This window comes from Microbacterium sp. OR21 (assembly GCF_047306785.1).
Taxonomy (GTDB): Bacteria; Actinomycetota; Actinomycetes; order Actinomycetales; family Microbacteriaceae; genus Microbacterium; species Microbacterium esteraromaticum_E.
Window position 1 is genome coordinate 702,526 of sequence record NZ_JAZEXJ010000002.1, and the last position, 22,674, is coordinate 725,199.

Below are 22,674 nucleotides of genomic sequence, written 5' to 3' on the forward strand. Positions count from 1 at the left end.
CTTGCCAGACTACCCGCGGGCGGGGCGGGCGTCAGGCCACGGCGCGTCAGCGTCGACGAGGACCGGAGGAGTCCAGATCCGTGGACCCACCGGGCACCAGCGCCCAGGGGAACTCGTGCACCCGGTACGGGTCGGAATCGCCTGCGACCGCCCTGCCGACGATGATCTGAGCCTGGCGTCGATAGAAGTCCGTAGGGCCGACAGTCGTGAGCGTCGGCGCCACATCGCGCGCCAGCGGCGTGTTGCCGACTCCGACGATCGACACGTCGTGCGGCACGCTGAGTCCCAGCATGTGCGCTGCGTTGATGGCGGCGATGCCGGCGAAGTCCGTGGTGGCGTAGATGGCGGTCGGTCGACGCTCGCCGGTGAGCAGCCGCACCGCGGCCTCGAACGCGCTGCCCTGCGTCTCGCTGAATTCCTGGGTCCAACGGGCATCCGGCTCAAGCCCGTGCGCCGCCATCGATTCGGTGTACACCGAGTATCGGGTGCGCTGGCGAACGGCGCGCTGGCGGGCGGATGTCGCCGTCAGACACCCGATCGTCGTATGCCGTTCGAGCAGGTGCGCCATCGCGATCTCGCAGCCAGGCAGGGCCTCGGAGCGGATCACGTCGAAGCCGTCGGCCTCCAGCTTCTCGTCGAAGACGACGAGGCGCTGTCCACGGGCGGCGAGGTCGCGCACGCGATCCCGCGCTTCATCATCGTCGCCCAGGCCGTCGACGTACGCGACGTCGCTTTCGAGTCGGTCGAGGGCCGTGTACCAGTCGCCGCTGGCGAGGATGAGAGTCGTCAACCCTCTGCGGTCGGCCTCGATGTTCACCGCGTCGGCGACCGCCAGCGACCACGGGTCGCTGAGCATGTTCAGCGACAGCTGCACCGTGCCGCTGCGGCCGGTGCGCACGGTGCGTGCCGCACGGTTCGGGCGGTAGTTGAGCTCTTCGGCTGCGGCGAGCACACGCGCGCTCGTCTCTGCGCCGACGCCCGAGCCGGATGCCGATCCTGACCGCCCCGAGAACACGTACGACACGGTGGCGATCGACACGCCCGCTCGCTCGGCCACCATGCGAAGCGTGGGACGCCGCTGCGCGGCTCGGGAGGAAGACGACATCATGGCACCGATGCGCCCTGATCCGCGATGCGCTCGCGAAGGTGCGGCAGCACCGCCGACACTGGCCGTCCGGTCACGAGCGAGCCGTCGAACACGAAACCCTCGGGACGATCGCGGAGCGCCTCGATCAGGGCAGCTCGGCAGCGCTGCAGCTCGTCGGGCGCATCACCCCCGGCGACGAGGTCGTGCGTCTCGCCCGGATCCGCAGCGAGATCGAACAGCTGCTCGACGCCCTCCCCCGAACCCCAGACGTACTTGAACCGGCCGTCGGTCACCCAGTGCAGCGACTGGCCCCAGTAGACATGTTCGCCGTGCAGCCATTCGCGATGGCCTGCGCCGGCCTCGGACGGACTCGTGATGACGGCGGCGAGCGATCGCCCGTCGACCGTGTCCGGGACATCGACCCCCGCAAGATCGAGCAGGGTGGGCATGACGTCGCGCAGTTCGGCGAGCGCGTCGCTGACCGAACCCCGGCCGACCGAGGCGCGGTTCGGCGCGTCGGCGATGATCAGCGGCACCCGAGCCGAGCCCTCGTAGGGCACGGCCTTGCGGTAGATGTCGTGGTCGCCGAGCATCTCGCCGTGGTCGCTGGTGAACGCCACCACGGTGTTCGCGGCCTCGCCCGACTGCGCGAGCAGCTCGAGGAACCGCCCGATCTGGAGATCGACGTGAGCCATCGCTCCGTAGTAGCCCGCGCGAGCACGGCGGATCATGTCATCGGGCATCGTACCGAGCGCACTCTGGTGCCCGCCGTCATTGCGGTGCGCATCCCAGACGCCGTTCCAGTCACCGGTGAGGGGGCGGTGCTCGTCGGCCGCGAGGAACTGCTCGAGCGCCCAGGCAGGCGGGTCGTACGGCGGGTGCGGGCGGTGGTACGACAGGTAGAGGAAGAACGGGCGGGTCGGGTCGCGGCGCTCGAGGAAGCGTCCGGCGGTCGTGGTGACCCAGTTCGTCGGATGCAGATGCTCTGCCTTGTCCCATGGACGGGTGGCGATCGAGTTGCAGCCGGCACCGTGGTCGAAGTACTCCTCATCGGGAGTGACCCCGGGCTGTCGGCGCAGCCAGTGCACGTAATCGTCGATGTCCTCGAGATGACCCCGGCGCTCGCGGCGCGCATGGTGCAGAAATCCGTCGTGCAGCTGCACGTCGTCGAAGCCGATGCGCGCACGCTCGGGCCAGACGTGCATCTTGCCGATCGCATGGGTCTGGTAGCCCGCGTCGCGGAACACCCCGGGCAGGGTGACCGGGTTCGCCCGGGGGAAGTCGATCCCCTCGACATAGCCGACCAGTCCGTGGCGATCCTGCGACTGCCCGGTCATCAGCGCCGCGCGTGCGGGGATGCAGGTCGGCGTCGCCGAATACGCGTGGTCGAAGCGCACTCCCGCCGCTGCCAGCTCGTCGAGGATCGGGGTGCGCACGACCGGGTGCCCCGAGCAGGAGAGGGCGTCGCCGCGCCACTGGTCGGCGACGATGAGGACGACGTTCGGGCGGCGCACGTCGCTCATCCTATTGCGGCCTTCTCATCCGCAGGCGGATGGTTCGTGACGACCCGCCGGGCTGCCCCGGGCTGCCCCGCGTCGAAGTACTCGATCAATGCGGCGTCGAGCGGGGGCACCTCGAGCAGCTCGCCGGTGCCACGGATCGACTCGGCACCGGTGGCCGCCACAGCGACCGCCTCGCGCGCGGCGACCATCGACACGTCGGTGCGACCGCCGTCGCGCACGAAGCGAAGGAACTCGTCGATCAGCGCAGGGTCCGCGCCGCCGTGCCCGCCGTCGCCGCGGGAGATGACTTCGACCCGATCGGGGTGCAGCGGCCCGGCGTGACGCGAGGTGTACACGTGGATGCGGTCTCCGCCGCCGTCGCCGATGTTCTCGATGCGCCCGGCATCGCCGATCACGGTGTAGTTGCGCCAGTAGTCGGGTGTGAAGTGACACTGCTGGTACGAGGCGAGCACCCCGCCCTCGAGCTTCATGGTCAGCATCGAGATGTCTTCGACGTCGATCACCGGATTCAGGTCGCGCTGCGCGGTGGGGGGCCAGTTCTCGCGGGAATGCCAGTCCCACATGCGTCGATCGGAGTTGTCGCGGCGGTCGGTGATGTCGCCGTACACAGCGAGGTCGCCCACGCCCGACACCCTGCGCGTGTACGCGCCGGCGAGCCAATGGATCACATCGAGGTCGTGTGCGCCCTTCTGCAGCAGCAGCGTGCCGACGTTGCGGCGTTCGGCGTGCCAGTCCTTGAAGTAGAAGTCACCTCCCTCTCCCACGAAGTGCCGGCACCAGATCGCACGCACGCGGCCGATCTCTCCGCTCTCGATGATGGACCGCATCTGGCGCACCACGGGCATGTGCCGCATGTTGTGACCGACGTACAGCGGCACGCGCAGCCGGTGCGCGGTGGCCAGCAGCGCGTCGGCGTCGGCGACGGTCGTGGTCAGCGGTTTCTCGCAGAACGTGGGCAGTCCCTGCTCGAGCGCCCAGGTCGCGACGCTCAGGTGAGTGTGGTCGGGCGTCAGCACCATGACCGCGTCCACCTCGGCAACCGGGATCTGCTCGACCGACGAGACCAGAAGCACATCGGGGCCGAGCTTTCCGGCTGCCTCTGAGCGAGCGCGCTCCGAGGGGTCGCACACCACGGTGATCGCGGCGCCCGCGCCGGGGCGGTGCGCGCGCATCGCCACCGAGCTGCGCAGGCCGAAGCCGATGACGGCGATTCTCAGGTCGATCATGAGTGTGCCTTCTTTTCCGGTGCGGGGGCACCGAGGTCGGGGGCGGAGAGCAGGCGGATGCCGGCTGCGGCATCACCTTCAGGCGGGTCGGTCTCGAGGATGGTGACCGTGTGCCGTCCGTCCGGAAGCAGCGGGCTCGGACAGTACAGACTCTGCTGCGGCCCGATGTGCCAGAAGCGTCCGAGCATGTCGGCATCCACCCACAGGAAGCCGCGACCACGTCTCGCGGTGCCGATGTTGGCATCGCTGCCTGCCTCGTCGGCGGTGACGTCGAGCGCGTACTGGCGGAAGGTCAGCCCGTTCCGGGCATCCGTCCCCTCACCCGCACCGGTCGACGAGCACAGCTCGGCGACCGCCGCGCCGATCACGTCGAGCGCGAGGGGATAGGCGCGCCATCCGTTGACGAAGCGATTGCCCCACCAGACGCCGCCGAGGATCCCCTTGCGGTCGCCGAGCAGGGGCCCGAAGTTGATCCGCCCGACCGACTCGACGACGACGTCGATTGCGAGCGTGCCGCGCTCGGCGGTGATGTGCAGGGTCTCGGGCACGCCCTCGTCGCGACCGAGAATCCCCGCAAGACGTCCGTCGACGAAGACATGCGCACGATCGTGCAGACCGTGCAGGCGCACCGGCACGGTGCCGCCGGCGTGGGTCACCTCGCCGCGAAGCAGCAGCATTCCCCGCTCGAGGTTGAGCTGCTCGAACGTCGGCGGCTCCGGCACAGGCTCCGCGATCGCGCGCAGCCCGGGCACCGCGTCGACGGTGTCCAGCGACAGCTGCTGCAGGTCGTCGCAGGTGAGCACGCCGGCGCCGAGCTCATCCAGCTCGCGCGGGGCGAGCGCAGGCGGCTGGGCGATGAGGTCGTCGGACAGCTCGGGCACCGGCAGATGCTCGGCGATAACGGCGCGGAACGCGTGGAACTTGGGCGTCAGCGAGCCGTCTTCGGCGATCGGCGCGTCGTAGTCGTACGAGGTGATCGTCGGCTGGATGGCCTGGTCGTGGTTCGCTCCGTTCCAGAGGCCGAAGTTGGTGCTGCCGACGCCCATGTAGAAGTTGACGCTCATGCCGTTGGAGAGCATGGTCTCGAGCTCCAGCGCTGTCTCCTCCGCGCTACGGGTGTGGTGCTCCTCACCCCAGTGGTCGAACCATCCGTGCCAGAACTCCATGCACATCGGCGGGGTGTCGGGCAGCTCGCGTCCGAAGGTCTGCAGGTGCTCGGCTGCGCGGGAGCCGAAGTTCATGGTGGGCAGGGCGCCGTCCACCATGCCCGCCATGAGCCAGTTCATACCCGGCCCGTCACTGGTGACCAGCGGCACGGTGATGCCACGGGCTCGCAGCCCGTCGCGCAGGTGCTCGAGTTGAGCGCGATCGTCGCCGAACGAGCCGTACTCGTTCTCGACCTGCACGAGCGCGACGCGCCCCCCGCGTCCGAGCTGACGCTCTGCGACCAGCGGGATGACCGCATCGAACCAGCGGTCCACCTCGGTCAGGTACTCGGGGCGGTGGGTGCGCAGCCGCATCCCCGGGTCTGCGAGCAGCCAGCCGGGGAAGCCGCCGTTCTCCCACTCCGCGCAGACGTACGGGCCAGGGCGGGCGATGATGTCGAGGTCCTGCTCGGCCGCGGTGTCGAGGAAGCGCCCGAGATCCGCAGCGCCGGTGAAGTCGTGCACACCGGGGGCGGGCGCGTGGAAGTTCCACGGGATGTAGGTCTCGACGGTGTTGGCGCCCATCATCCGCAGGCGACGCAGGCGATCCGCCCACTGCTCAGGGTGCACACGACTGTAGTGCATGGCGCCTGAGACGATCAGATGCGGCTTTCCGTCCCGGAGGAAGCGGTTGCCTGAGCGGGTGAGCATTGTGGCCTTTCGAGGTATGAGGAAGAAGCGTGCGGCGCGTCCGCTGCCGGTAGGTCGATCCGCGCCGTGAAGCACCCGGTCAGGGTCGTCTCCACGACGCGGATCCGGTGTCACTTGCGCGGCTCGAGATTCATGATCGTGAGCACTGCATCCGCCGGGAGTGTGGCATTGGGTGCGTAGTCGTCCTTCCCGGGAACCGGGAAGCCGGTCCAGCGGGTCTGATTGGCCACGGCCTTCCAGCCGGCGGTCGCCGTGGCGATGAACGGCGCCTCGTCGGTGAGGATCTCCTGCGCGCCGACCGAGAGCTCGGCCGCGCGGTCGGGATCGGTACCGGGAGCGATGCCACCGAGTTCAGCCACCAGCTTGTCGAACTCAGCGTTCTTCCAGCGGCCCTGATTCATCACCGCGGGTTCTCCGAGCGGCACGTACGAGATCGCCGCAACCGAGTTGAACATCTCGTAGGGTGTGTTCCCTGCCAGCGGCGAGCCCGACAGCATCCCGAAGTCGCCGGTGGTGCTCGCCTCGGTGAAGGGCGCGTCGGCCATCTGGTTCACGGTCACCTCGAGGCCGAGACTCTCACGCCACTGGTCGGCCATGATCGTGCCGGTGCTCACCCATTCGGCATACGGCTGGTAGACGTCGTAGCGCAGCTCGTAGCTCTTGCCGTCCTTGACGAGCTTGCCGCCCTCGACGGTCCAGCCACCTTCGGCGAGCTCCTGCTTCGCCTCCTCGACGTCCTGGTTCTGCTCCGAGTCCTCGGCGAGCTGGCTCTTGAAGACGTCAGCTGCGACCCCGGCCGCGGTGGGCACTCCGTAGCCGACCGCCACGACCTTCGCCGCGGTCTCGAGGTCGAGCGCATCACGCAGAGCGCGGCGCACATGCGGGTCGTTGTACGGGGCGACCTCGGTGTTGAAGATCACACCGTCCGATCCGCCGGTCGGGTAGAAGCCGTACAGGTTGACCTCGGGATCCTTCTGGACGAACTCCTCCTGAGCGTTGGTCCACCCGAAGGTACCGAAGTCCATCTTTCCGGAGAGCACCTGACTGCGCATCGCGTCGCCCGTGACGGCATGCATGTTCAGCTGCTTCAGGCCGGCCGACTCGCCACCCCAGTAGTCGTCGCGGATGCTGAACGAGATCTGCTGCGGCGAGAACTTGTCGAGCACAGCCGGGCCGGTGCCGACCGGCTCGGGGTTGGTCCACTCGCGCACGTTCTGCTTCGACCAGATGTGCTCCGGCACGATCTGGCGGGTCGCGAACGAGGCGAGGTCCGAGTACGACTCGTCGTCGTAGGTGACGACGACCGTGGTGTCGTCGGGTGCCTCCACGCTCTTGAAGGGATAGACCTTGGGCGTCTCGCCGGCGAGCACGAGGTTCCAGGTGTAGGCCACATCCTTCGCCGTGAAGGGCTCGCCGTCGGACCAGGTCACGTCATCGCGCAAGGTGAAGCTGAGCTGGGTTCCGTCGTCGTTGAACTTCCAGTCGGTCGCGAGGTACGGCAGCACCTCACCGGCCGCGGTGCGGTCCATCCGCACGAGCGGCTCGTAGACGTAGGCGGTGCCGGGGGTGACACTGACCCCGGTGGGAGAGAAGAGGTTGAAGTTCTGCGTCCAGGTCGTGCCGCCCCAGCCGATCTGGTTGAGCGTGGTGGGAACGCCGGAACCGGTGCCCTCCGGCTTGCCGGAGTCGAACGAGCAGCTGGTCAGGGTGAGAGCGGCAACTGCTGCCAGCGCCATCGCTGCCGTCAGTTTCTTCGTCTTCATGGGATCTCCTTGTTTGGGTGAGGTGAGACGTGCGTGGGGTGGGGTGCTGCGGGCTCTTCGAGGACCCGCAGGGGTCAGGCTGATGCCGGCTTCACACGCGAGGGATCGGGTGCGGCGTCCAGCAGCAGACGTGTGTAGGGGTGCTTCGGATCGTCGATGAGCTGCTCGGTCTCGCCGGCCTCGACCATCTCGCCGTGATACATCACGCACATGCGATCGGAGACGTACCGTGCGCTCGCGATGTCGTGGGTGATGTAGAGGATGCTCACGTCCTTCTCCCGACGGATCCTGTCGAGCAGGTTGAGCACATCGAGGCGAATCGAGACGTCGAGCATCGAGGTGGGCTCATCGGCGAGGATCACGCTCGGGTCGACGGCGAGCGCCCTGGCGATTGACACGCGCTGCCGCTGGCCGCCGGAGAGGGAGGTCGGGAAGCGGTCGATGTAGTCGCGGCTCGGCGTGAGTGCGACGAGTTCGAGCAGCTCGTGGATGCGCGTCTCGACCTGACGGCCCGAGAGCTTCGGGTGGTGGATCCGCACGACCCGGCCGAGAATGTGACGGATGGTCTTCAGAGAGTTCAGCGACGCGAACGGGTCCTGATAGACCATCTGCACCTCCTTCGCGTACGCCAGACGCTTGGTGTGCTTGGTGACGGGCTCACCGCGGAAGCGGATCTCGCCCTCGCTCGGAGTGAGGATGCGTGCCAGAGCCCGGGCGATCGTGGTCTTGCCGGAGCCGGACTCGCCGACCAGGGCGACGATCTCGCCCGCATGCAGGTCGAGGCTCACCCGGTCGCAGGCCCGCACCGCGGTGCGGCGGCCGCGGTCGTCTCTGCCGTCGAAGGTGATGGTCACCTGGTCTGCGGCGAGCACGACCGGGCGGTCGGTGGCGGTCATCGCTGTGCTCCCGTCGTCGAGAGTTCTTCGTCGCGCGCCCGCTCCTCTGCGCGCACGTGGCATGCCGCGCGCGAGACGGCGAGATCGTTGAGCTCGGGCCGCTCCGCCGCGCACCGCTCGATCGCCTCGCTGCAACGCGGGCGAAAGGCGCATCCGCTGGGCAGCATCCGCAGGTCGGGAGGGCTGCCGGGGATGCCGTGGCGCACCCGTCGCGGCTCGCGCAGCGAGGGGAACGAGTTGCGCAGGCCCTGCGTGTACGGATGCTGGGGGTCGTCGGCGATCGTGCGGGCGGGGCCGATCTCGACGATGCGGCCGGCGTACATGATGGCGATCCGATCGGCCATCTCGAGCAGCAGCGAGAGATCGTGCGTCACGAAGATGACGGCGAAGCCGAACTCCTTCTGAAGTCGGAGGATGTGGGTCAGGATCTGCCGCTGCATCACCACGTCGACGGCGGTCGTCGGCTCGTCCATCACGATGAGGTCGGGGTTGCAGGCCAGGGCGAGCGCGATCAGCGCCCGCTGCCGCATCCCGCCGGACAGCTCGTGCGCGAACTTGTCCATGGCGCCCGGTGCGATGCCGACCATCTCGAGGAGCTCGGCGGTGCGCTCGCGGATCTCGGCACGGGAGATGCGAGGCTGATGCGCCCGCAGCGTGTCGGCGAACTGGGTGACGAGGCGGGTGACCGGATTGAGGCATGCCATGGCCGATTGCATGACGATCGAGATGTCCGACCAGCGGAAGGCGCGCAGCTGGCGCTCGTCGGCCTGCACGAGATCGATGCCCTCAGGATGCCTGTCGTCGTAGAGCACGACCTCACCCTTCGGCGTGACCGCCGGCGGGTTCTGCAGGCGGGTGATCGCCGTGAGCAGCGTGGACTTGCCGGATGCCGATTCGCCAGCGATCCCGAGGATCTCGCCACGATGGATCTCCAAGTCGATGTCGGAGCATGCCTTGACGTTCTGCTCGTCGGTGAGTCCGAGGTACATCACGTCGAGATCCCGGACGCTGAGCAGGGGAGCCGATGCAGCGGTCATGCGAGCACCTTCCTTCCGCGCCGCGCGGCCGCGCGCTGACGGTTCGTGTACGCGCGGGTGCGCGCGGCGAGCGTGGCGTTGAGCTTCGGGTTCGTCACTTCGTCGAGGCCGAAGTTGATCATGGCGGTGGCGAACCCGATCAGGGCGATGCAGAGGCCGGGAGGCAGGAAGTACCACCACTGACCGCGCAGGATCGAGCCGGACGACTGTGCCTGGGCGATCATGGTGCCCCAGGTGATGCCGGAGGTGTCACCCAGGCCGAGGAAGGCGAGGGAGGCCTCGGCGAAGATCCCGCCGACCAGCGCATGCAGGAACATCGCCGAGATGATGCCGTACAGGTGCGGGATCACCTCGACCACGATGATCCGCGGCGTCGACTCACCCGACGTCCGCAGCGCGGAGGTGAAGTCGCGGCTGCGCAGGCTCAGGGTCTGCGAGCGGATCACGCGTGCTCCCCCTGGCCACGCCAGCAGACCGATCACCATCGCGACGAGGAGGTAGCCGGGGTTCTTCACGTACCCGGCGATGATGAACAGCAGCGCGAAGCCGGGCAGGGTCATCAGCACGTTCACGATCGCGTTGATCGTGCGGTCGGTGTGACCACCCAGGTACCCGGAGGCGGTGCCCACGAGCACCGCGAGCACCGTGGCGATCGTGCCGGACAGCGCGCCGACGACGACGGATCCCCGCGCGCCGATGACCAGCTGCGCGAACACGTCCTGGCCGCTCATGTTCGTGCCGAGCCAGTGCTCGGCGGACGGGGCCGCTGCGATGGCCTCGTAATCGACCGCGACCGGGTTGATCCCGAGGACGGATTCCACGAACCACGCCCCGAACACAGCGAGCACGGCGAAGAACGCGAGGATGATGATCCCCGTCGCGACCTTCGGGTTGAGGAGGATACGGGGCATCTCAGGACTCCCGGGTGCGAGGATCGAGCAGGACGTAGAGCGAGTCGGCGATGAAGTTCGCCACGAGCACGGCCAGGACGATGATGAGGAAGATCGCCTGCATCAGCGGGTAGTCCTTGGTGGTGATCGCCTGGTAGAGCAGGTACCCCATGCCCGGGTAGGTGAACACGATCTCGGTCAGCACGACGCCGCCGAGGATCCCGCCGATGGCGGTGGCCAGGCCCGTGACGTTCGGCAGCATCGCGTTGCGGGCGGCATAGCGGAAGATGACCCGCGAGCTGCTGAGCCCCTTCGCCCTGGCGAGCGTGACGAAGTCCTCGCTGGTGGTGGTGACCATCATGTTGCGCATCGAGAACATCCATCCCGAGAAACCGACGAAGACGCCCGTGAGGATGGGCAGTGCGGCGTACTCGAGGACCGAGAGCAGGAACCAGAAGTTGTTCAGCTGGAACGGCACGTCAGGGCTGTACCCGCCCGACGAGGGGAACCAGCCCAGAGTGAGCGCGAACACCCACAGCAGGATCAGGGCCACCCAGAATGACGGGGTGGACGAGAAGAACTGGGAGATCGGCGTCAGCCAGGTGTCGAGACGGGAGCCCGGACGGTAGCCGACCAGGATGCCCAGGGCCGTTCCGATGGCCCACGCCACGATGGTCGAGACGCCGACGAGGAAGAGCGTCCACGGGAGCGCACCGCCGATGAGCTCGATGACCGGAACCGGATACCGCGACACCGCGAGGCCGAAGTCGAGAGTGAAGACGCTCGAAAGATAGTCCAGATACTGCTGCAGCAGGTTGACGTTCGGGTCGCCGTAGAGGTTGCGGATCGACTGGATCATCTCGGGCGTGAGACTCGCGCCCGTCTGTCGCGTGATCTGCAGCGCCAGTGTCTGCGCGGGATCGCCGGGCATCAGGCGGGGCACGAAGAAGTTGATCGTGATCGCGACCCACGCTGTCGCCAGGTAGAAGCCGGCTCGCTTGAGCAGGAAGCCGCCGCCGCGTCGACTGCCCGTGCGGGGTGCGGCGTCGAGCTCGCCCTGCGGTTCGACCGGCCCGAGCGGAGCCGATGTGCGCGAGCTCACAGCCGCGGCATTGTCAGGTCTGATGGTGGCCACGTCGCCGCCTCTCGGTCCGTCTGTGGAGTGTCGGAACGGCGACGGCTGACAGCCGGGGGTGAGAATCGCCGCTGATTGCTTATGCGTTGTTAAACGATAAACACAGCATGCCTGACAAATCAAATTTGCACAATCAAACCGATACGGCATGACGCTCGCCCGGCGCGGATGCGCACTCGCCGACGCGATCTTCCCTCTTCTCCTGGGGACCTCCGACCCGGAGAATGAGAGGGTTGCGCTCTGCGCCGTGCGGGGCGGTGGACACCGGAGGAAGCACATGGCCAGAACAGGCCGATTCAGTCATGCCCGGATGATGGGGGCGCTCGTCGCCTCCGTCGCCCTGGCGTTATCCGGGACGAGCGCGGCGACCGCGCAGACCACGGCGCCCGCGAGCATCCGCGACGCCGACCAGCAGATGCTGCTGGGCTGGGCGTCGCACGATCTCAGCACGATGGCGGCCGAGGAGACCGCGTTCGGGCGCGCGAACGGCATGCTGTCGACGTACGTCGACTTCGTGCAGTCGCCGCAGTTCCCACACTCCTACGCCGATGCCGCAGCGGCACGGGGGTCCGCTCTGCTCATCGCCTGGGAGCCGTGGGACTGGAGCCGACCGGCCGACCAGCAGCCGGAGTTCGCCCCGCGTCGCATCGCGGCCGGCGCCTACGACGCGCAGCTGAAGGCCTGGCTGCGCGAGGCCGCCACCCGCACGGCGGACGCCGAGATCATCGTGCGCTTCGCGCCCGAGATGGACGACTCCGCGCGCCCCTGGTCGAGCCAGGCGGGGGAGAAGGCGACCACGACCCCGACCGACTACATCGCCATGTGGCGTCATGTGTACGCGCTCAAGCAGGCGATCGCCCCGCAGCTGGTCTTCCTCTGGAACCCGCTGAACTACGGCGCCGGGCCCTACCCGTTCGAGTCGTACTACCCGGGCGCCGCGTATGTCGACGCGCTGGCGCTGGACGGCTTCAACTGGGGCGAGGCCCGCCCGCAGTCGCCCGGATGGCAGAGCACCGAGGACGTGTTCGGATTCACCCGATCCGACGGCCCGGTCGTGCGCCTGAAGAAGCTCGCCGCCGGCAAGCCGTGGGGCATCGCCGAGGCGGCATCGGCGCCCGCCGACCCGACCTCGTTCCTCTCCGGCGGGTCGCAGTACGCGGCGTGGGGCACCTGGGTGTTCCAGTGGCCCGAGAACCCGCCCTACGAGGCGACGGCCGACGACTGGATCACGCAGGAGGGCTGGTCGCGGATGCTGATCCGCCGCGCCCGCGACGCCGGCGCATCGTTCGTGAACTTCTTCCACACCGTGAAGGAGACCGACTGGCGGCTCACCGACACGGCGGTCGGCCGACGGGTGTTCGACGAGGCGTCCTGACGCGAAACGGGCGGGGCGGGCGCGACCCCGCCCCGCCTGCGCGTCTTACAGGTTCGCCTCGGCGTAGACGCGCAGCGCGTCGCGCACGAACTCGGCGCCGGCCGTGCCGCCCGCGCTCGTGGCGTAGTTCGCGCCGAAACGCGGGTCGGCGACGTACATCTCACCGAGTCCGATCACGTACGCCTTGACGTCGTGCCCAGAGGCGGCCGGCGTGCCCGGGATGCCCGTGAGCCACTCGACGTGGCGGCGGGCGATGCCCTGCGCTTCGTCGGACGCGGGGTCGACGCCGCTCTCGGCGGCGGCGACCCACGCGCTGCCCAGGTCGGCGGCGCGCTGCTGCCAGTCGTGGCGCTCATCGGCGCTCATGCCCCGCCACCAGCGGTCGCCGTCAGCATAGGCCTTCCGACCCCAACGCTGTTCGACCTCGTCCTGGTACTGCGTGTGATCGAAACCGTCGAACATGTTCTCGGCCATGATCTCGTCCCCCTCTCTCAGTGCGGTGATGGTGTTCTCGACGGAGGCGATCTGCCGAAGCATCCGCTGCTGCTCCTGGCGCAGCCAGGCGAGATGCGTCTCGAGAGCGGATGCCTCCGACGTCGACCGCCCGAGCACCTCGGCGATCTGCGGCAGGCCCAGCCCGAGCTCACGCAGCAGCAGGATGCGCTGCAGTCGCACCAGCGCCGCCTGGTCGTAGTGCCGGTACCCGTTGGATGCGATGCGCGACGGTGCCAGCAGTCCGATCGCGTCGTAGTGCCGCAGGGTGCGACTCGTCGTGCCTGCCAGCCGGGCGATCTGCTGAATGGACCAGTCCACGGAATCCCTCCTCTCGTCGATACGCCCACGCTAGAGGTTGACGCTGCGTCAAGGTCAAGCGCCTTTATCTCAGGTCGGGGTTCCCATTCGAGATATATCGTGTTATCGTCGCAACACGCGATATATCTTGATATCGCTCGACAAGGAGAATCCCATGACCGAGAAGTGGCTCATCGCCCCCGGTGAGGAACGCGTCATCGACATCGAGTCCGCCTCCCGCCTGAAGGTGGGACTCGTCGGCGGACAGGTCGATGTGATCGCGCACGACGAACCGGGCATCCGCATCGAAGTGCACGGCGTCACCGTCAAGGATCTGCGCATCGAATCCGACGGCACCCAGGTCGAGATCGACCACCCGCAGATCGGGTGGGACAACTTCCTCGACGTGTTCCGCAACTTCGGTGCCGGCGGGCCGAAGGCCGAGATCAGCATCGCCGTCCCGCGCGCCATCGCGCTCACCCTCGGCGTCGTCAGCGCGGGCGCCCTCATCTCGGGCATCCGCAACGACGCCAAGCTCAACACCGTCTCCGGCGACCTCATCGCCGACGGCATCACCGGCGACCTGACCACCAACTCCGTGTCGGGCGACGTGCAGGTGCGCGGCCTGACCGGCTCGATCAACGCCAACAGCGTCTCGGGCGATGTCGCGGTGACCGGCAGCATGCGCAAGGCCACCGTCGACACGGTCTCGGGCTCGATCCTCGTCGACGCGATCGGCGACATGAACACCATCAACCTCAACACCGTCTCAGGCGGCATGACCGTGCGCCTCGACGAGACCCTGCCCGCCAACTACGTTTTGCGGAGCATGAGCGGCAGGCTCATGGTCGACGGCGTCGAGCGCTCCAGCGGCGGGCCGAGCAGCTACTCCGGTCAGGTGGGCGAGCTCGCGGGCAGCTTCGTCGACGTGCGGGCGAACTCGGTCTCGGGCGGCGTCACCGTGCTGCGTCGCCCTCAGGTGTCGGTGGCCGACGACGCGGAGTGGGAATCATGAGCCCCGCGGTGTTCTCGCACGGCGATCTGCGCCTGTACCTGCTCTCGCTGCTGGCCGAGGCGCCGCAGCACGGCTACGGCATCATCCAGGCGCTCACCGACCGCACGGGCGGCACGTACACGCCCAGCGCCGGCACGATCTACCCGCGCCTGGCGAAGCTCGAGGAGGAGGGCCTGGTCACCAAGACCGTCGACGGCCGCACCACCATCTACGCGATCACCGACGCCGGTCGGGCCGAGCTCGCCGCCCGTGAGGGCGACCTGGCCGGCATCGAGCAGGGTCTCGCCGACTCAGTGCGACTGATCGCGAACGAGGTGCGTCAGAGCGTGCAGGATGCCATGCGCAGTCTGCGCGCCGACCTCGCCACCGCCGCGCACGAGGAGCATCGCGCCTCGAAGTCGCGACCGCGCTTCGACGGCATGAGCGACGACCGCGCCACCAGCCGCGAGCACCTGCAGCGGGCGGATGCCTCGATCAATGCCTTCCGTGCGCAGCTGCGCACCGACCTGCGCACGCACGTCGCCCGCGGAGGCTCGCTTCCGGCATCCGTCGTCACCGACCTCGAGAAGGCGATGGACGACGCGGCCCGCGCGGTCACCCGGGCGCTGAGCACCCTGTCGACCGAGCAGTAGGCCGACGCGAGGCCCCGTCTTCCGCCCCTCGGGCGGGGGCGGGGCCTCGTCGCGTCAAGCTGCCTCGGCCTTGGCGGGCGGAGCGGATGCCAGCGCCAGGCCGATGATCCCCTGCAGCACCGCGCCGATGATCATCACGACGAGGACGGGGCCCCATTCGCCGCCCGCGCTGTACCAGGCGCCGGCCCCGAGCGGCCCGACGGTGGAGAGGGCGTAACCGAGACCCTGCGCCACACCCGAGACGCGGGTCGCCTCCGCCGCCCCGCTGCCCGCGCGTGCGATCAGCGCGAGGGTCAGGGGGAACGCCGCCATCCCGATGCCCATCAGCACGGCCCACAGCTCGGGAGCGGCCGACGGGGCGAGCCACAGTCCGAGCACGCCGGCGGCGGTGCCCAGCGACACGGCGATGACGCCCACGCGCACGCCGCGCAGCGTGTGCGCCATGCTCACGGCGACGATGCCGGCGGGGATGCTGACCATGATCACGATGCCGAGCAGCACGCCGGCGCGGGCGGGGCTGATCCCGGTCTCGACGGCGATGGTCGGCAGCCAGCCCATGATGACGAACGCCAGCAGGGCCTGCAGGGCGAAGAACCCGGTGAGAGCCCAGGTGCCAGGCGGCAGCGGGGTGCGCTTCTGCGACACGGGCGGGGCGAGGGCTCCGTCGACATCGCGACCGCGCGCCGCGGCGACCCACGCCACGAGCGCGACGACGGCGAACAGCGTCCAAGATCCGAGGCTGAGGGTCGCCGACCCGAACGCGTGCGCGACGGGCACGGCGGCGGCGGCGCCGATGGCCGCCGAGCCCGACAGAACCGTCGTGTACGCGGTGGTCACAGACCGCATGCGCCTGCCGCTCGTGGCGCGGACGAGCGCCGGCAGCATGACGTTGACGATCGCGATGCCGGCCGTGGCGAGCACCGTGCCGCCCACGATGGCGATCGAGTCGGGCACGAAGCGCACGAGCATCCCGATCGCGACGGCGGCCATCGCCCAGGTGACCGCCGCGACGGCGCCGATCCGCCGACTCAGCCATGGTGTGAACACACCGCCGACGGCGAACATCGCCGTGGGCAGCGCCGGGATGATGATCGCCGCCTGCGGCGTGAGCGCGCCCTCGTCGATCAGCAGCGGCAGCAGCACCGACGCCGTCGTCACCGCGAGCCGCAGGTTCACCGCGAGCAGCAGCAGCGCGATCAGCATGAGCGCGAACGCGCGACGGGTGGGGAGGTTCACTCGTCCATTGAAGTCCGTGACGATTGCCGCTCGCCAATCGGTTCCGCGGGCCGGAGCGGTCCGAGCACCCCGGGGTGCTACTCCGTCCAGATGTCCTTCTGGTCGTCGGGCACCGACTCCCCCTGCGGCACGACCAGCACCGAGCGATGCTGACGGTGCGCGAGGCGAGCGGCCACCGATCCGGTGAAGAACTCGCGGATCGACTCGCCGATGCCGCGCTTGCGGGTGCCGACCACGATCAGCTGGGCGTCGAGCTTGTCGGCCAGCTGCTTGATCGCCAGGGCGGGGTCGCCGACCAGCTGACGTGCCGTCCACGGCACGTCGACATCGGCGAGAGCCTGCTCGGCGGCGCGCTGCACTTCTTCGAACTCGGCGGCGCCGGCGTCGAGGTTGAGATCGATCGGCGCCGAGTGCACGTAGCCGTCCGGATCCTCGTAGGTGACGAAGCGCGTCACGTCGACGTGCACCACGACGAGCGGCGCGCTCAGCAGTCGCGCGTATCGCAGCGCCTCCTCGAGAACGTGCGGCGGCTGACCCGGCTGGATGCCCACGATCACCGCCTTCTGCAGTGCCGCATTCTGCGCCGCTTCCTCAGATGCCCTGGTCGTTGAATCCGTCATGTCGATCCTTCCGGCGGAGCGGCCGCAGGACGGCCGGATGCTCTGGCGTGCGTGCTATCCTGAATGCTACTCTTACCGGCCGCAAGCCGGTGCCGTGAATATCATCGGGCCCTGCACAAGCCCGCTGCTGAACTCGTAAAAGGGGGTCTCGCGCATGGGCCGTGGCCGTCAGAAGGCGAAGCACACCAAGATCGCCCGCGAACTCAAGTCGTACAGTCCCGACGTGAACTTCTCCGCACTGGAGAGTGAGCTCGGGCATCCGACTTCCGACGATCAGTACGTCGACAAGTGGGCTGACATGTACGCGGACGAAGACGAAGACGAACTCGAGCGAGCCTGATCTCGGCTTCATCTCGAACCCTGGCGACCGGCGCACGCCGTGTCGACCAGGGTTTCGTCGTTGCTCGGGAGCGTCGCGCGTGACCGCGCACCAGCCCCTGAGCCGGCTCACCAGCGCCCGTGCCGGCGCTCCCACTCGTCTTCGACGGTGACCCGGCGGCCGGCGATGATCCCCGCGGGGAAGGTGATCACCAGCACTGCCGCGACCGCGATGAGCGGCACCGTCCAGCCTCCGGTCGCGTCGTGCAGGACGCCGACGAGCAGCGGGAAGATCGCCGCGAGAACGTAGCCGGCACTCTGCACGAAACTCGACAGCAGCACGGCGCTCTCGGGGGTGCGCGAGCGGATGCTGATCAGCACCAGCGCCAGGGGGAAGAGCAGCCCCACCATGCCGAACAGGGTCATCCAGAGCCACAGGAGCTCGGGCAGGGGCGCGAGCATCAGGCCGACGAGGCCGGTCAGAGCCGTCAGCGAGCCGACGACGAACAGCAGACGCGTCGCCTGGAAGCGGACCACGAGCACCGGGACGATCAGCGATGCGGGCAGGCCGATGAACGCCCACAGCGACAATAGGAAGCCCGCGGTCGCGGCATCCACCCCGGCCGTGTCGATGAGGATCGACGGCAGCCAGGCGAACGACACGTACGCCATCGTCGACGAGGTCGCGAACGTCAGCGCCAGCGCCCACACCAGCGGGATGCGCGCGAGGCGCGCGAACAGGCGGAGGTTCGTCGGAGCGGTGGCGATCGGCCCGGTGGCGGCGAACACGGCCTCGGCGTCGTCGGGTTCCGTCGTCCGCGCAGCGACCGGATGCCCGGGTGCGCGGCGGTCCGCGACGGCCGGGGTGGCCGGGCGCAGCAGCATCACGATCCACGGGATGACGCCGGCGAGGGCGAACGCCGCCCACATCGCCATCGAGAAGCGCCAGCCCATGGCATCCGCCACCGGCACGGCGACCAGCGGCGGCAGGAAGGTCGAGAACGCCATCGTCGTCGTGTAGACGGTCATCATCACGCCGATGCGGTCGGCGAAGAACTTCTTCACCAGTGGCGGCAGGAGGATGTTCGCCATCCCGACGCCGGCGAAGATCACGGCGGTGCCGGCCAGCAGACCGACCGAGTCGACAGCCAGCCCGCGACCGACGAGTCCGGCCGTGATCGCGGCGAGGGCGATGACCGTGAGGCGCTCGATGCCCAGCCTGCGCTCGAGCATCGGCGTCAGGATGCCGAACACCGCGAAGCAGGCCGGCGGCAGCGTGCCGATCACGCCGAGCACGGCGGGCGAGACCTCGAAGTCGTCGCCGATGAGCTCGACGACGGGCGAGAGCGAGGCGACAGCGGAGCGCAGCGAGAACGCGCAGAGCAGGATGCCGATGACAGCCAGGGCCCTGCCGCGCCAGAGCGGCCGCGCCGACGTCACGACGACTGCGACTGCTCGACCCAGGCGAGATACTCGGGCGTGACGGTGCCCGTGACGTAGCGTCCGTCGAAGCAGCTCATGTCGAGATCGGTCAGCTCGGAGCCCTCGATGATCGCCTCCTTGAGGTCGTCGACCTCCTGGTACACGATGCGGTCGCAGCCGAGCTCCTCCGCGATCTCGGGGATCGTGCGGTCGTGGGCGATGAGCTCATGACGCGACGGCATGTTGATGCCGTACACGTGCGGGTGGCGCACGGGAGGAGCCGCAGACGCGAAGATGACCGACGTGGCCCCGGCATCCCGAGCCATCTGGATGATCTGCTTGCTGGTGGTGCCGCGCACGATCGAGTCGTCGATGAGCAGCACGTTCTTGCCGCGGAACTCCGCCGACATCGCGTTGAGCTTCTGCCGCACGCTCTTCTTGCGCACCGCCTGGCCGGGCATGATGAACGTGCGGCCCACGTAGCGGTTCTTGTAGAAGCCCTCGCGGTACTCCTTGCCGAGCTTGCGGGCGACCTCCATCGCCGACGGACGCGACGAGTCGGGGATGGGCATGACCACGTCGATCTCGTCGAGCGGCACGTGCTTCGCGATCGTGTCGGCCAGCCGGTCGCCCATGCGCAGGCGCGATTCGTACACCGAGACGCCGTTCATCACCGAATCCGGGCGGGCGAGGTACACGTACTCGAACGCGCAGGGCACCAGCTGCGGGTTCGCCGCGCACTGCCGGGTGAACAGCTCGCCGTCGTTCGTGATGAAGACGGCCTCACCTGGCTCGACCTCGCGGACGATCTCGTAGTCCGCGTTCTCGAGCACGAGCGACTCGCTGGTGACGACCCACTCGTCGTGACCGTCGGCGGATGTCGCCGCCCGGCGGCCGAGGATGAGCGGGCGGATGCCGAAGGGATCGCGGAACGCGAGAAGACCGTAGCCGGCGATGATCGCGATCACCGCGTACGCGCCCTCGATGCGCGTGTGGGTGCGCTCGACGGCGTCGAAGATGCGATCGGCGTCCAGATCGACCGTCGAGGTGGTGGTCTGGAGCTCGCCGGCGAGCACGTTCAGCAGCAGCTCGGTGTCGCTCGACGAGTTCAGGTGCCGGCGATAGCGCTCGGCCATGTCGGCGGTCAGCTCACGCGTGTTGGTGAGGTTGCCGTTGTGGATGAGCACGATGCCGTACGGCGCGTTCACGTAGAACGGCTGCATCTCCTCCTCGCTCGAGGCGGTGCCCTTCGTCGCGTACCGCACGTGGCCGAGGCCGGTGCTCCCCAGCAGCGAGCGCATGTCGCGGGTGCGGAACGCCTCACGCACCATGCCCTCGGCCTTCGCCATGTGCATGACGCCGTTCGGCTCCGCGGTGGCGATGCCAGTGGCATCCTGTCCGCGGTGCTGCAGCAGCAGCAGGGCGTCGTAGATGTCCTGGTTGACCGGTCCGTTGCCGACCATTCCGACGATGCCGCACATGGGTGTTACTTCGCTCCGTCCGCGTATGCGCCCACCAGGCGCACTGCCCCGCCGTCGACGCCCTTGGCGCCCTCTTCGAATTCACCTTCGGGACGCGCGCCGGTGCGCACCGTCGCGACCTGCCATGCGGCGATCCCCTGCGAGCCGATCGCGGCGATCGCGGCATCGGCTCTGTCTGCGGCGACGACAGCGAGGAATCCGATGCCGAGGTTCCAGGTGCCCTCGGTGTCGACGATCGGCGTGCCGGCGACATCGGCCAGAACCTGGAAGACGGGGCTGGGTGTCCACGTCGAGCGGTCGACCTCGGCCCAGCTGCCCTGCGGCAGCACCCGGGCGAGGTTGGCGGCGATGCCGCCGCCGGTCACGTGGCTCAGCGAGTGGATGCCGTTCGGCACGGCCTCGAGCAGCTTCAGCAGGGGGGTCGTGTACAGCCGGGTCGGCTCGAGCAGCGCCTCACCCCACGTGGTGCCGAAGTCGGCGGCGTTGTCGCCGTAGCCGATCCCCGCGTTCGCGACGATGTGGCGAACCAGCGAGTAGCCGTTGGAGTGCAGCCCGCTCGATCCGAGCGCGATCACCGCGTCGCCATCCTGCACCAGGTGCGCGCCGAGCAGGGCATCCGCCTCCACGACTCCGGTCGCCGCTCCCGCGACGTCGTAGTCGCGCGGTCCCAGCAGACCCGGATGCTCGGCGGTCTCTCCGCCGACCAGAGCGGTGCCCGTCGCCGAGCACGCCTCGGCGATGCCGCGCACGATGTCGGCGATGCGCTCGGGGACGACCTTGCCGCAGGCGATGTAATCGGTCATGAACAGCGGCTTGGCGCCGACCACGACGATGTCGTCGACGACCATGCCGACCAGGTCCTGGCCGATCGTGTCGTGCTTGTCGATGGCCTGCGCGATCGCGACCTTGGTGCCGACGCCGTCGGTGCTGCTGGCCAGCAGCGGACGCGTGTAGCCGAGCAGCGCGCTGGCATCGAACATGCCCGCGAAGCCACCCACACCTCCCAGCACCTCGGGGCCGTGCGTCGCGCGCACCGACGCCTTCATGAGCTCGACGGCCAGGTCGCCTGCAGCGGTGTCGACACCGGCTCGGGCGTAGGGATTGGTGGGAGAGTCTGCCACACGTCAAGCCTACCGGCCCACGGGATGCGCAGACCCCGCATTTCGACAGCGGCGAGCGCTGATGGCCTCTCATCTGATACCATGAGTGGTTGCGCGAAGTTCCGCCGTATCTCACCGGCGCAGCGCACGCATTCTGGCCGGGCATGAGTGGCCGATCCGCACCGACGCGGATCCTGGCGCCCCGGCTGACCCACAGGCGGCAGCATGCCGCCCGCCGACAGACCAGAGATCATGAGCAGTACCAGCACTTCCGCGCGCTCCGGCGTGCCCGTCCACGACCCGAATCCGACCCCCGAATCTTCGACCGCCGACACGGCCGCCCCCGCCGAGCTGGCGTGGCGTCAGGCCGACCACGACGTCTTCGTCGCGACCAGCCGGGGCGAGTTCGCCGGCTTCGTGACCGTCGACGACACAGCCCATGTGGTGCATGACAGCCACAGCCGCCGCATCGGCAGCTATCCCAGCCTCGCCGCGGCTCGGCAGGCGCTGGTGGATGCCACCCGCCCGCCGTCACGCAGCCGTGAGCGGCTGCGCCGCCGCATCCTCTCCCGCCGTCGCTGAGCATCCGACCGCACTTTCGTCGCCTCTCGCAAGAGCCGCGCGCAACGTCCCGAAGGACCCTACGATGGGGGCCATGGTCGACAAGCCGCAGTGGCTGATCCGCGAAGACGCCGGCACCTCGGTGCTGGTCGCGCTCGCGCTGCGCCAGCTGCTCGGCATCCGGGCCCCGGAGGATCTGCCGGCTCTGCGCGGCCTCGACGTGCGTCGCCCCGACGCCACCGAGGTCGACGACGCGCTCGAGAAGCAGTGGCGCGACTACTGGGACATGACGGTCGAGCCGCGCGCCCACCGCTCCGAGGTGCCGCTCGATCTCGTCGAGGGCTTCGACACCCTCATCGCACTGCCGACCACCGGCGCCGAAGAGCTGCGCGCGGCGATCGTGCCGCACGCGCAGACGGTGCTGCACTACGCCCAGCGCGCGCACAACAGGTACGTCGACTCGGTCAGCTCATCGGGCGGGGCGTATCGCGCTTACGCCAGCGCGATCGCCGAGTTCGAGCGCGACATCGGACGCCGCGCGCATTCGTTCGAGCTGAACGTGCAGGTACTGCCGTTCACGCAGCGCGGCATCTGGTGGATCGGCGCGCTGAGCGTCGCGGTCACCGACGGGCTGCGACGCGATGTGGTCGCCTTCGACGCGGCGATGCGACCGGTGATCGCGGAGCTGGCCTGATCGCGGAGCCGCCTG

The 22,674-nt window shown here is 68.9% G+C and carries 21 protein-coding genes; 6 read left to right on the forward strand and 15 right to left on the reverse strand.

Annotated features, from left to right (window positions below):
* Positions 1 to 46: 46 nt before the first annotated feature.
* The 9 genes from V2S04_RS07880 to V2S04_RS07920 all read right to left on the reverse strand — a co-directional run bounded on the left by V2S04_RS07880 (position 47) and on the right by V2S04_RS07920 (position 11,413).
* Positions 47 to 1,108, reverse strand: coding sequence for a LacI family DNA-binding transcriptional regulator (locus V2S04_RS07880; RefSeq protein ID WP_413637962.1), 1,062 nt, complete (start codon positions 1,106 to 1,108; stop codon positions 47 to 49).
* The gene (locus tag V2S04_RS07885) at positions 1,105 to 2,610 is read right to left on the reverse strand and encodes an arylsulfatase (protein ID WP_413637963.1); all 1,506 of its coding nucleotides are present in this window, start codon (positions 2,608 to 2,610) and stop codon (positions 1,105 to 1,107) included. The genes V2S04_RS07880 and V2S04_RS07885 overlap by 4 nt, the downstream gene beginning before the upstream one ends.
* Positions 2,607 to 3,836, reverse strand: a complete 1,230-nt coding sequence (locus V2S04_RS07890; RefSeq protein ID WP_413637964.1) for a Gfo/Idh/MocA family protein — start codon at positions 3,834 to 3,836, stop codon at positions 2,607 to 2,609. The genes V2S04_RS07885 and V2S04_RS07890 overlap by 4 nt, the downstream gene beginning before the upstream one ends.
* Positions 3,833 to 5,692: a glycoside hydrolase family 35 protein gene (locus tag V2S04_RS07895; RefSeq protein WP_413637966.1), complete on the reverse strand. Its 1,860-nt coding sequence runs from the start codon at positions 5,690 to 5,692 to the stop codon at positions 3,833 to 3,835. The genes V2S04_RS07890 and V2S04_RS07895 overlap by 4 nt, the downstream gene beginning before the upstream one ends.
* 110 nt (positions 5,693 to 5,802) lie before the next feature.
* Entirely contained in the window at positions 5,803 to 7,455 is a 1,653-nt protein-coding gene (locus V2S04_RS07900; RefSeq protein WP_413637967.1) for an ABC transporter substrate-binding protein, read from the reverse strand.
* 74 nt (positions 7,456 to 7,529) lie between these two features.
* On the reverse strand, positions 7,530 to 8,351 hold the full coding sequence (locus V2S04_RS07905; protein WP_413637968.1) for an ABC transporter ATP-binding protein: 822 nt from the start codon (positions 8,349 to 8,351) through the stop codon (positions 7,530 to 7,532).
* Positions 8,348 to 9,388 carry an ABC transporter ATP-binding protein gene (locus V2S04_RS07910; RefSeq protein ID WP_413637969.1) on the reverse strand — a complete coding sequence of 347 codons (1,041 nt, stop codon included), beginning with the start codon at positions 9,386 to 9,388 and terminating at the stop codon, positions 8,348 to 8,350. The genes V2S04_RS07905 and V2S04_RS07910 overlap by 4 nt, the downstream gene beginning before the upstream one ends.
* On the reverse strand, positions 9,385 to 10,299 hold the full coding sequence (locus tag V2S04_RS07915; RefSeq protein WP_413637970.1) for an ABC transporter permease: 915 nt from the start codon (positions 10,297 to 10,299) through the stop codon (positions 9,385 to 9,387). The genes V2S04_RS07910 and V2S04_RS07915 overlap by 4 nt, the downstream gene beginning before the upstream one ends.
* Position 10,300: 1 nt before the next feature.
* On the reverse strand, positions 10,301 to 11,413 hold the full coding sequence (locus tag V2S04_RS07920; protein WP_413637971.1) for an ABC transporter permease: 1,113 nt from the start codon (positions 11,411 to 11,413) through the stop codon (positions 10,301 to 10,303).
* A 277-nt stretch (positions 11,414 to 11,690) separates the two neighbouring features.
* Here V2S04_RS07920 and V2S04_RS07925 point away from each other — a divergent pair, with 277 nt between their 5' ends.
* A complete protein-coding gene (locus tag V2S04_RS07925; protein WP_413637972.1) occupies positions 11,691 to 12,788 on the forward strand; it encodes a hypothetical protein in 1,098 nt (365 codons plus the stop codon).
* Positions 12,789 to 12,833: 45 nt separating this feature from the next.
* Here the strand turns inward: V2S04_RS07925 and V2S04_RS07930 are convergent, their stop codons facing one another.
* The gene (locus V2S04_RS07930; RefSeq protein ID WP_413637973.1) at positions 12,834 to 13,601 is read right to left on the reverse strand and encodes a MerR family transcriptional regulator; all 768 of its coding nucleotides are present in this window, start codon (positions 13,599 to 13,601) and stop codon (positions 12,834 to 12,836) included.
* A 154-nt stretch (positions 13,602 to 13,755) separates the two neighbouring features.
* Between V2S04_RS07930 and V2S04_RS07935 the strand changes: the two genes are divergently transcribed.
* Positions 13,756 to 14,595 (forward strand): DUF4097 family beta strand repeat-containing protein, encoded by an 840-nt coding sequence (locus tag V2S04_RS07935; RefSeq protein ID WP_313366314.1) that lies wholly within the window; start codon positions 13,756 to 13,758, stop codon positions 14,593 to 14,595.
* Entirely contained in the window at positions 14,592 to 15,227 is a 636-nt protein-coding gene (locus V2S04_RS07940; RefSeq protein ID WP_413637974.1) for a PadR family transcriptional regulator, read from the forward strand. Before V2S04_RS07935 ends, V2S04_RS07940 begins: the two co-directional genes overlap by 4 nt.
* A gap of 54 nt (positions 15,228 to 15,281) precedes the next feature.
* Here V2S04_RS07940 and V2S04_RS07945 read toward each other — a convergent pair whose 3' ends face one another.
* Both V2S04_RS07945 and V2S04_RS07950 read right to left on the reverse strand, forming a co-directional pair.
* Positions 15,282 to 16,463 carry an MFS transporter gene (locus V2S04_RS07945; RefSeq protein WP_413637975.1) on the reverse strand — a complete coding sequence of 394 codons (1,182 nt, stop codon included), beginning with the start codon at positions 16,461 to 16,463 and terminating at the stop codon, positions 15,282 to 15,284.
* A 77-nt stretch (positions 16,464 to 16,540) separates the two neighbouring features.
* Positions 16,541 to 17,083 (reverse strand): universal stress protein, encoded by a 543-nt coding sequence (locus V2S04_RS07950; protein ID WP_413637976.1) that lies wholly within the window; start codon positions 17,081 to 17,083, stop codon positions 16,541 to 16,543.
* A gap of 154 nt (positions 17,084 to 17,237) precedes the next feature.
* Here V2S04_RS07950 and V2S04_RS07955 point away from each other — a divergent pair, with 154 nt between their 5' ends.
* On the forward strand, positions 17,238 to 17,423 hold the full coding sequence (locus V2S04_RS07955; RefSeq protein WP_099194886.1) for a DUF3073 domain-containing protein: 186 nt from the start codon (positions 17,238 to 17,240) through the stop codon (positions 17,421 to 17,423).
* A 107-nt stretch (positions 17,424 to 17,530) separates the two neighbouring features.
* Here the strand turns inward: V2S04_RS07955 and V2S04_RS07960 are convergent, their stop codons facing one another.
* The 3 genes from V2S04_RS07960 to purM are packed head-to-tail and all read right to left on the reverse strand — an operon-like array spanning position 17,531 to position 21,425.
* Entirely contained in the window at positions 17,531 to 18,841 is a 1,311-nt protein-coding gene (locus V2S04_RS07960) for an MFS transporter (protein ID WP_413637977.1), read from the reverse strand.
* Positions 18,838 to 20,304, reverse strand: coding sequence for an amidophosphoribosyltransferase (purF, locus tag V2S04_RS07965; protein ID WP_413637978.1), 1,467 nt, complete (start codon positions 20,302 to 20,304; stop codon positions 18,838 to 18,840). Before purF ends, V2S04_RS07960 begins: the two co-directional genes overlap by 4 nt.
* A 5-nt stretch (positions 20,305 to 20,309) precedes the next feature.
* Positions 20,310 to 21,425 carry a phosphoribosylformylglycinamidine cyclo-ligase gene (gene purM, locus V2S04_RS07970; RefSeq protein ID WP_413637979.1) on the reverse strand — a complete coding sequence of 372 codons (1,116 nt, stop codon included), beginning with the start codon at positions 21,423 to 21,425 and terminating at the stop codon, positions 20,310 to 20,312.
* Positions 21,426 to 21,656: 231 nt separating this feature from the next.
* Between purM and V2S04_RS07975 the strand changes: the two genes are divergently transcribed.
* Together V2S04_RS07975 and V2S04_RS07980 are read left to right on the forward strand one after the other, a co-directional pair.
* On the forward strand, positions 21,657 to 21,986 hold the full coding sequence (locus V2S04_RS07975) for a hypothetical protein (protein WP_413637980.1): 330 nt from the start codon (positions 21,657 to 21,659) through the stop codon (positions 21,984 to 21,986).
* Between the two features lie 73 nt (positions 21,987 to 22,059).
* On the forward strand, positions 22,060 to 22,659 hold the full coding sequence (locus V2S04_RS07980; protein WP_413637981.1) for a zinc-binding alcohol dehydrogenase: 600 nt from the start codon (positions 22,060 to 22,062) through the stop codon (positions 22,657 to 22,659).
* Positions 22,660 to 22,674: the final 15 nt, after the last annotated feature.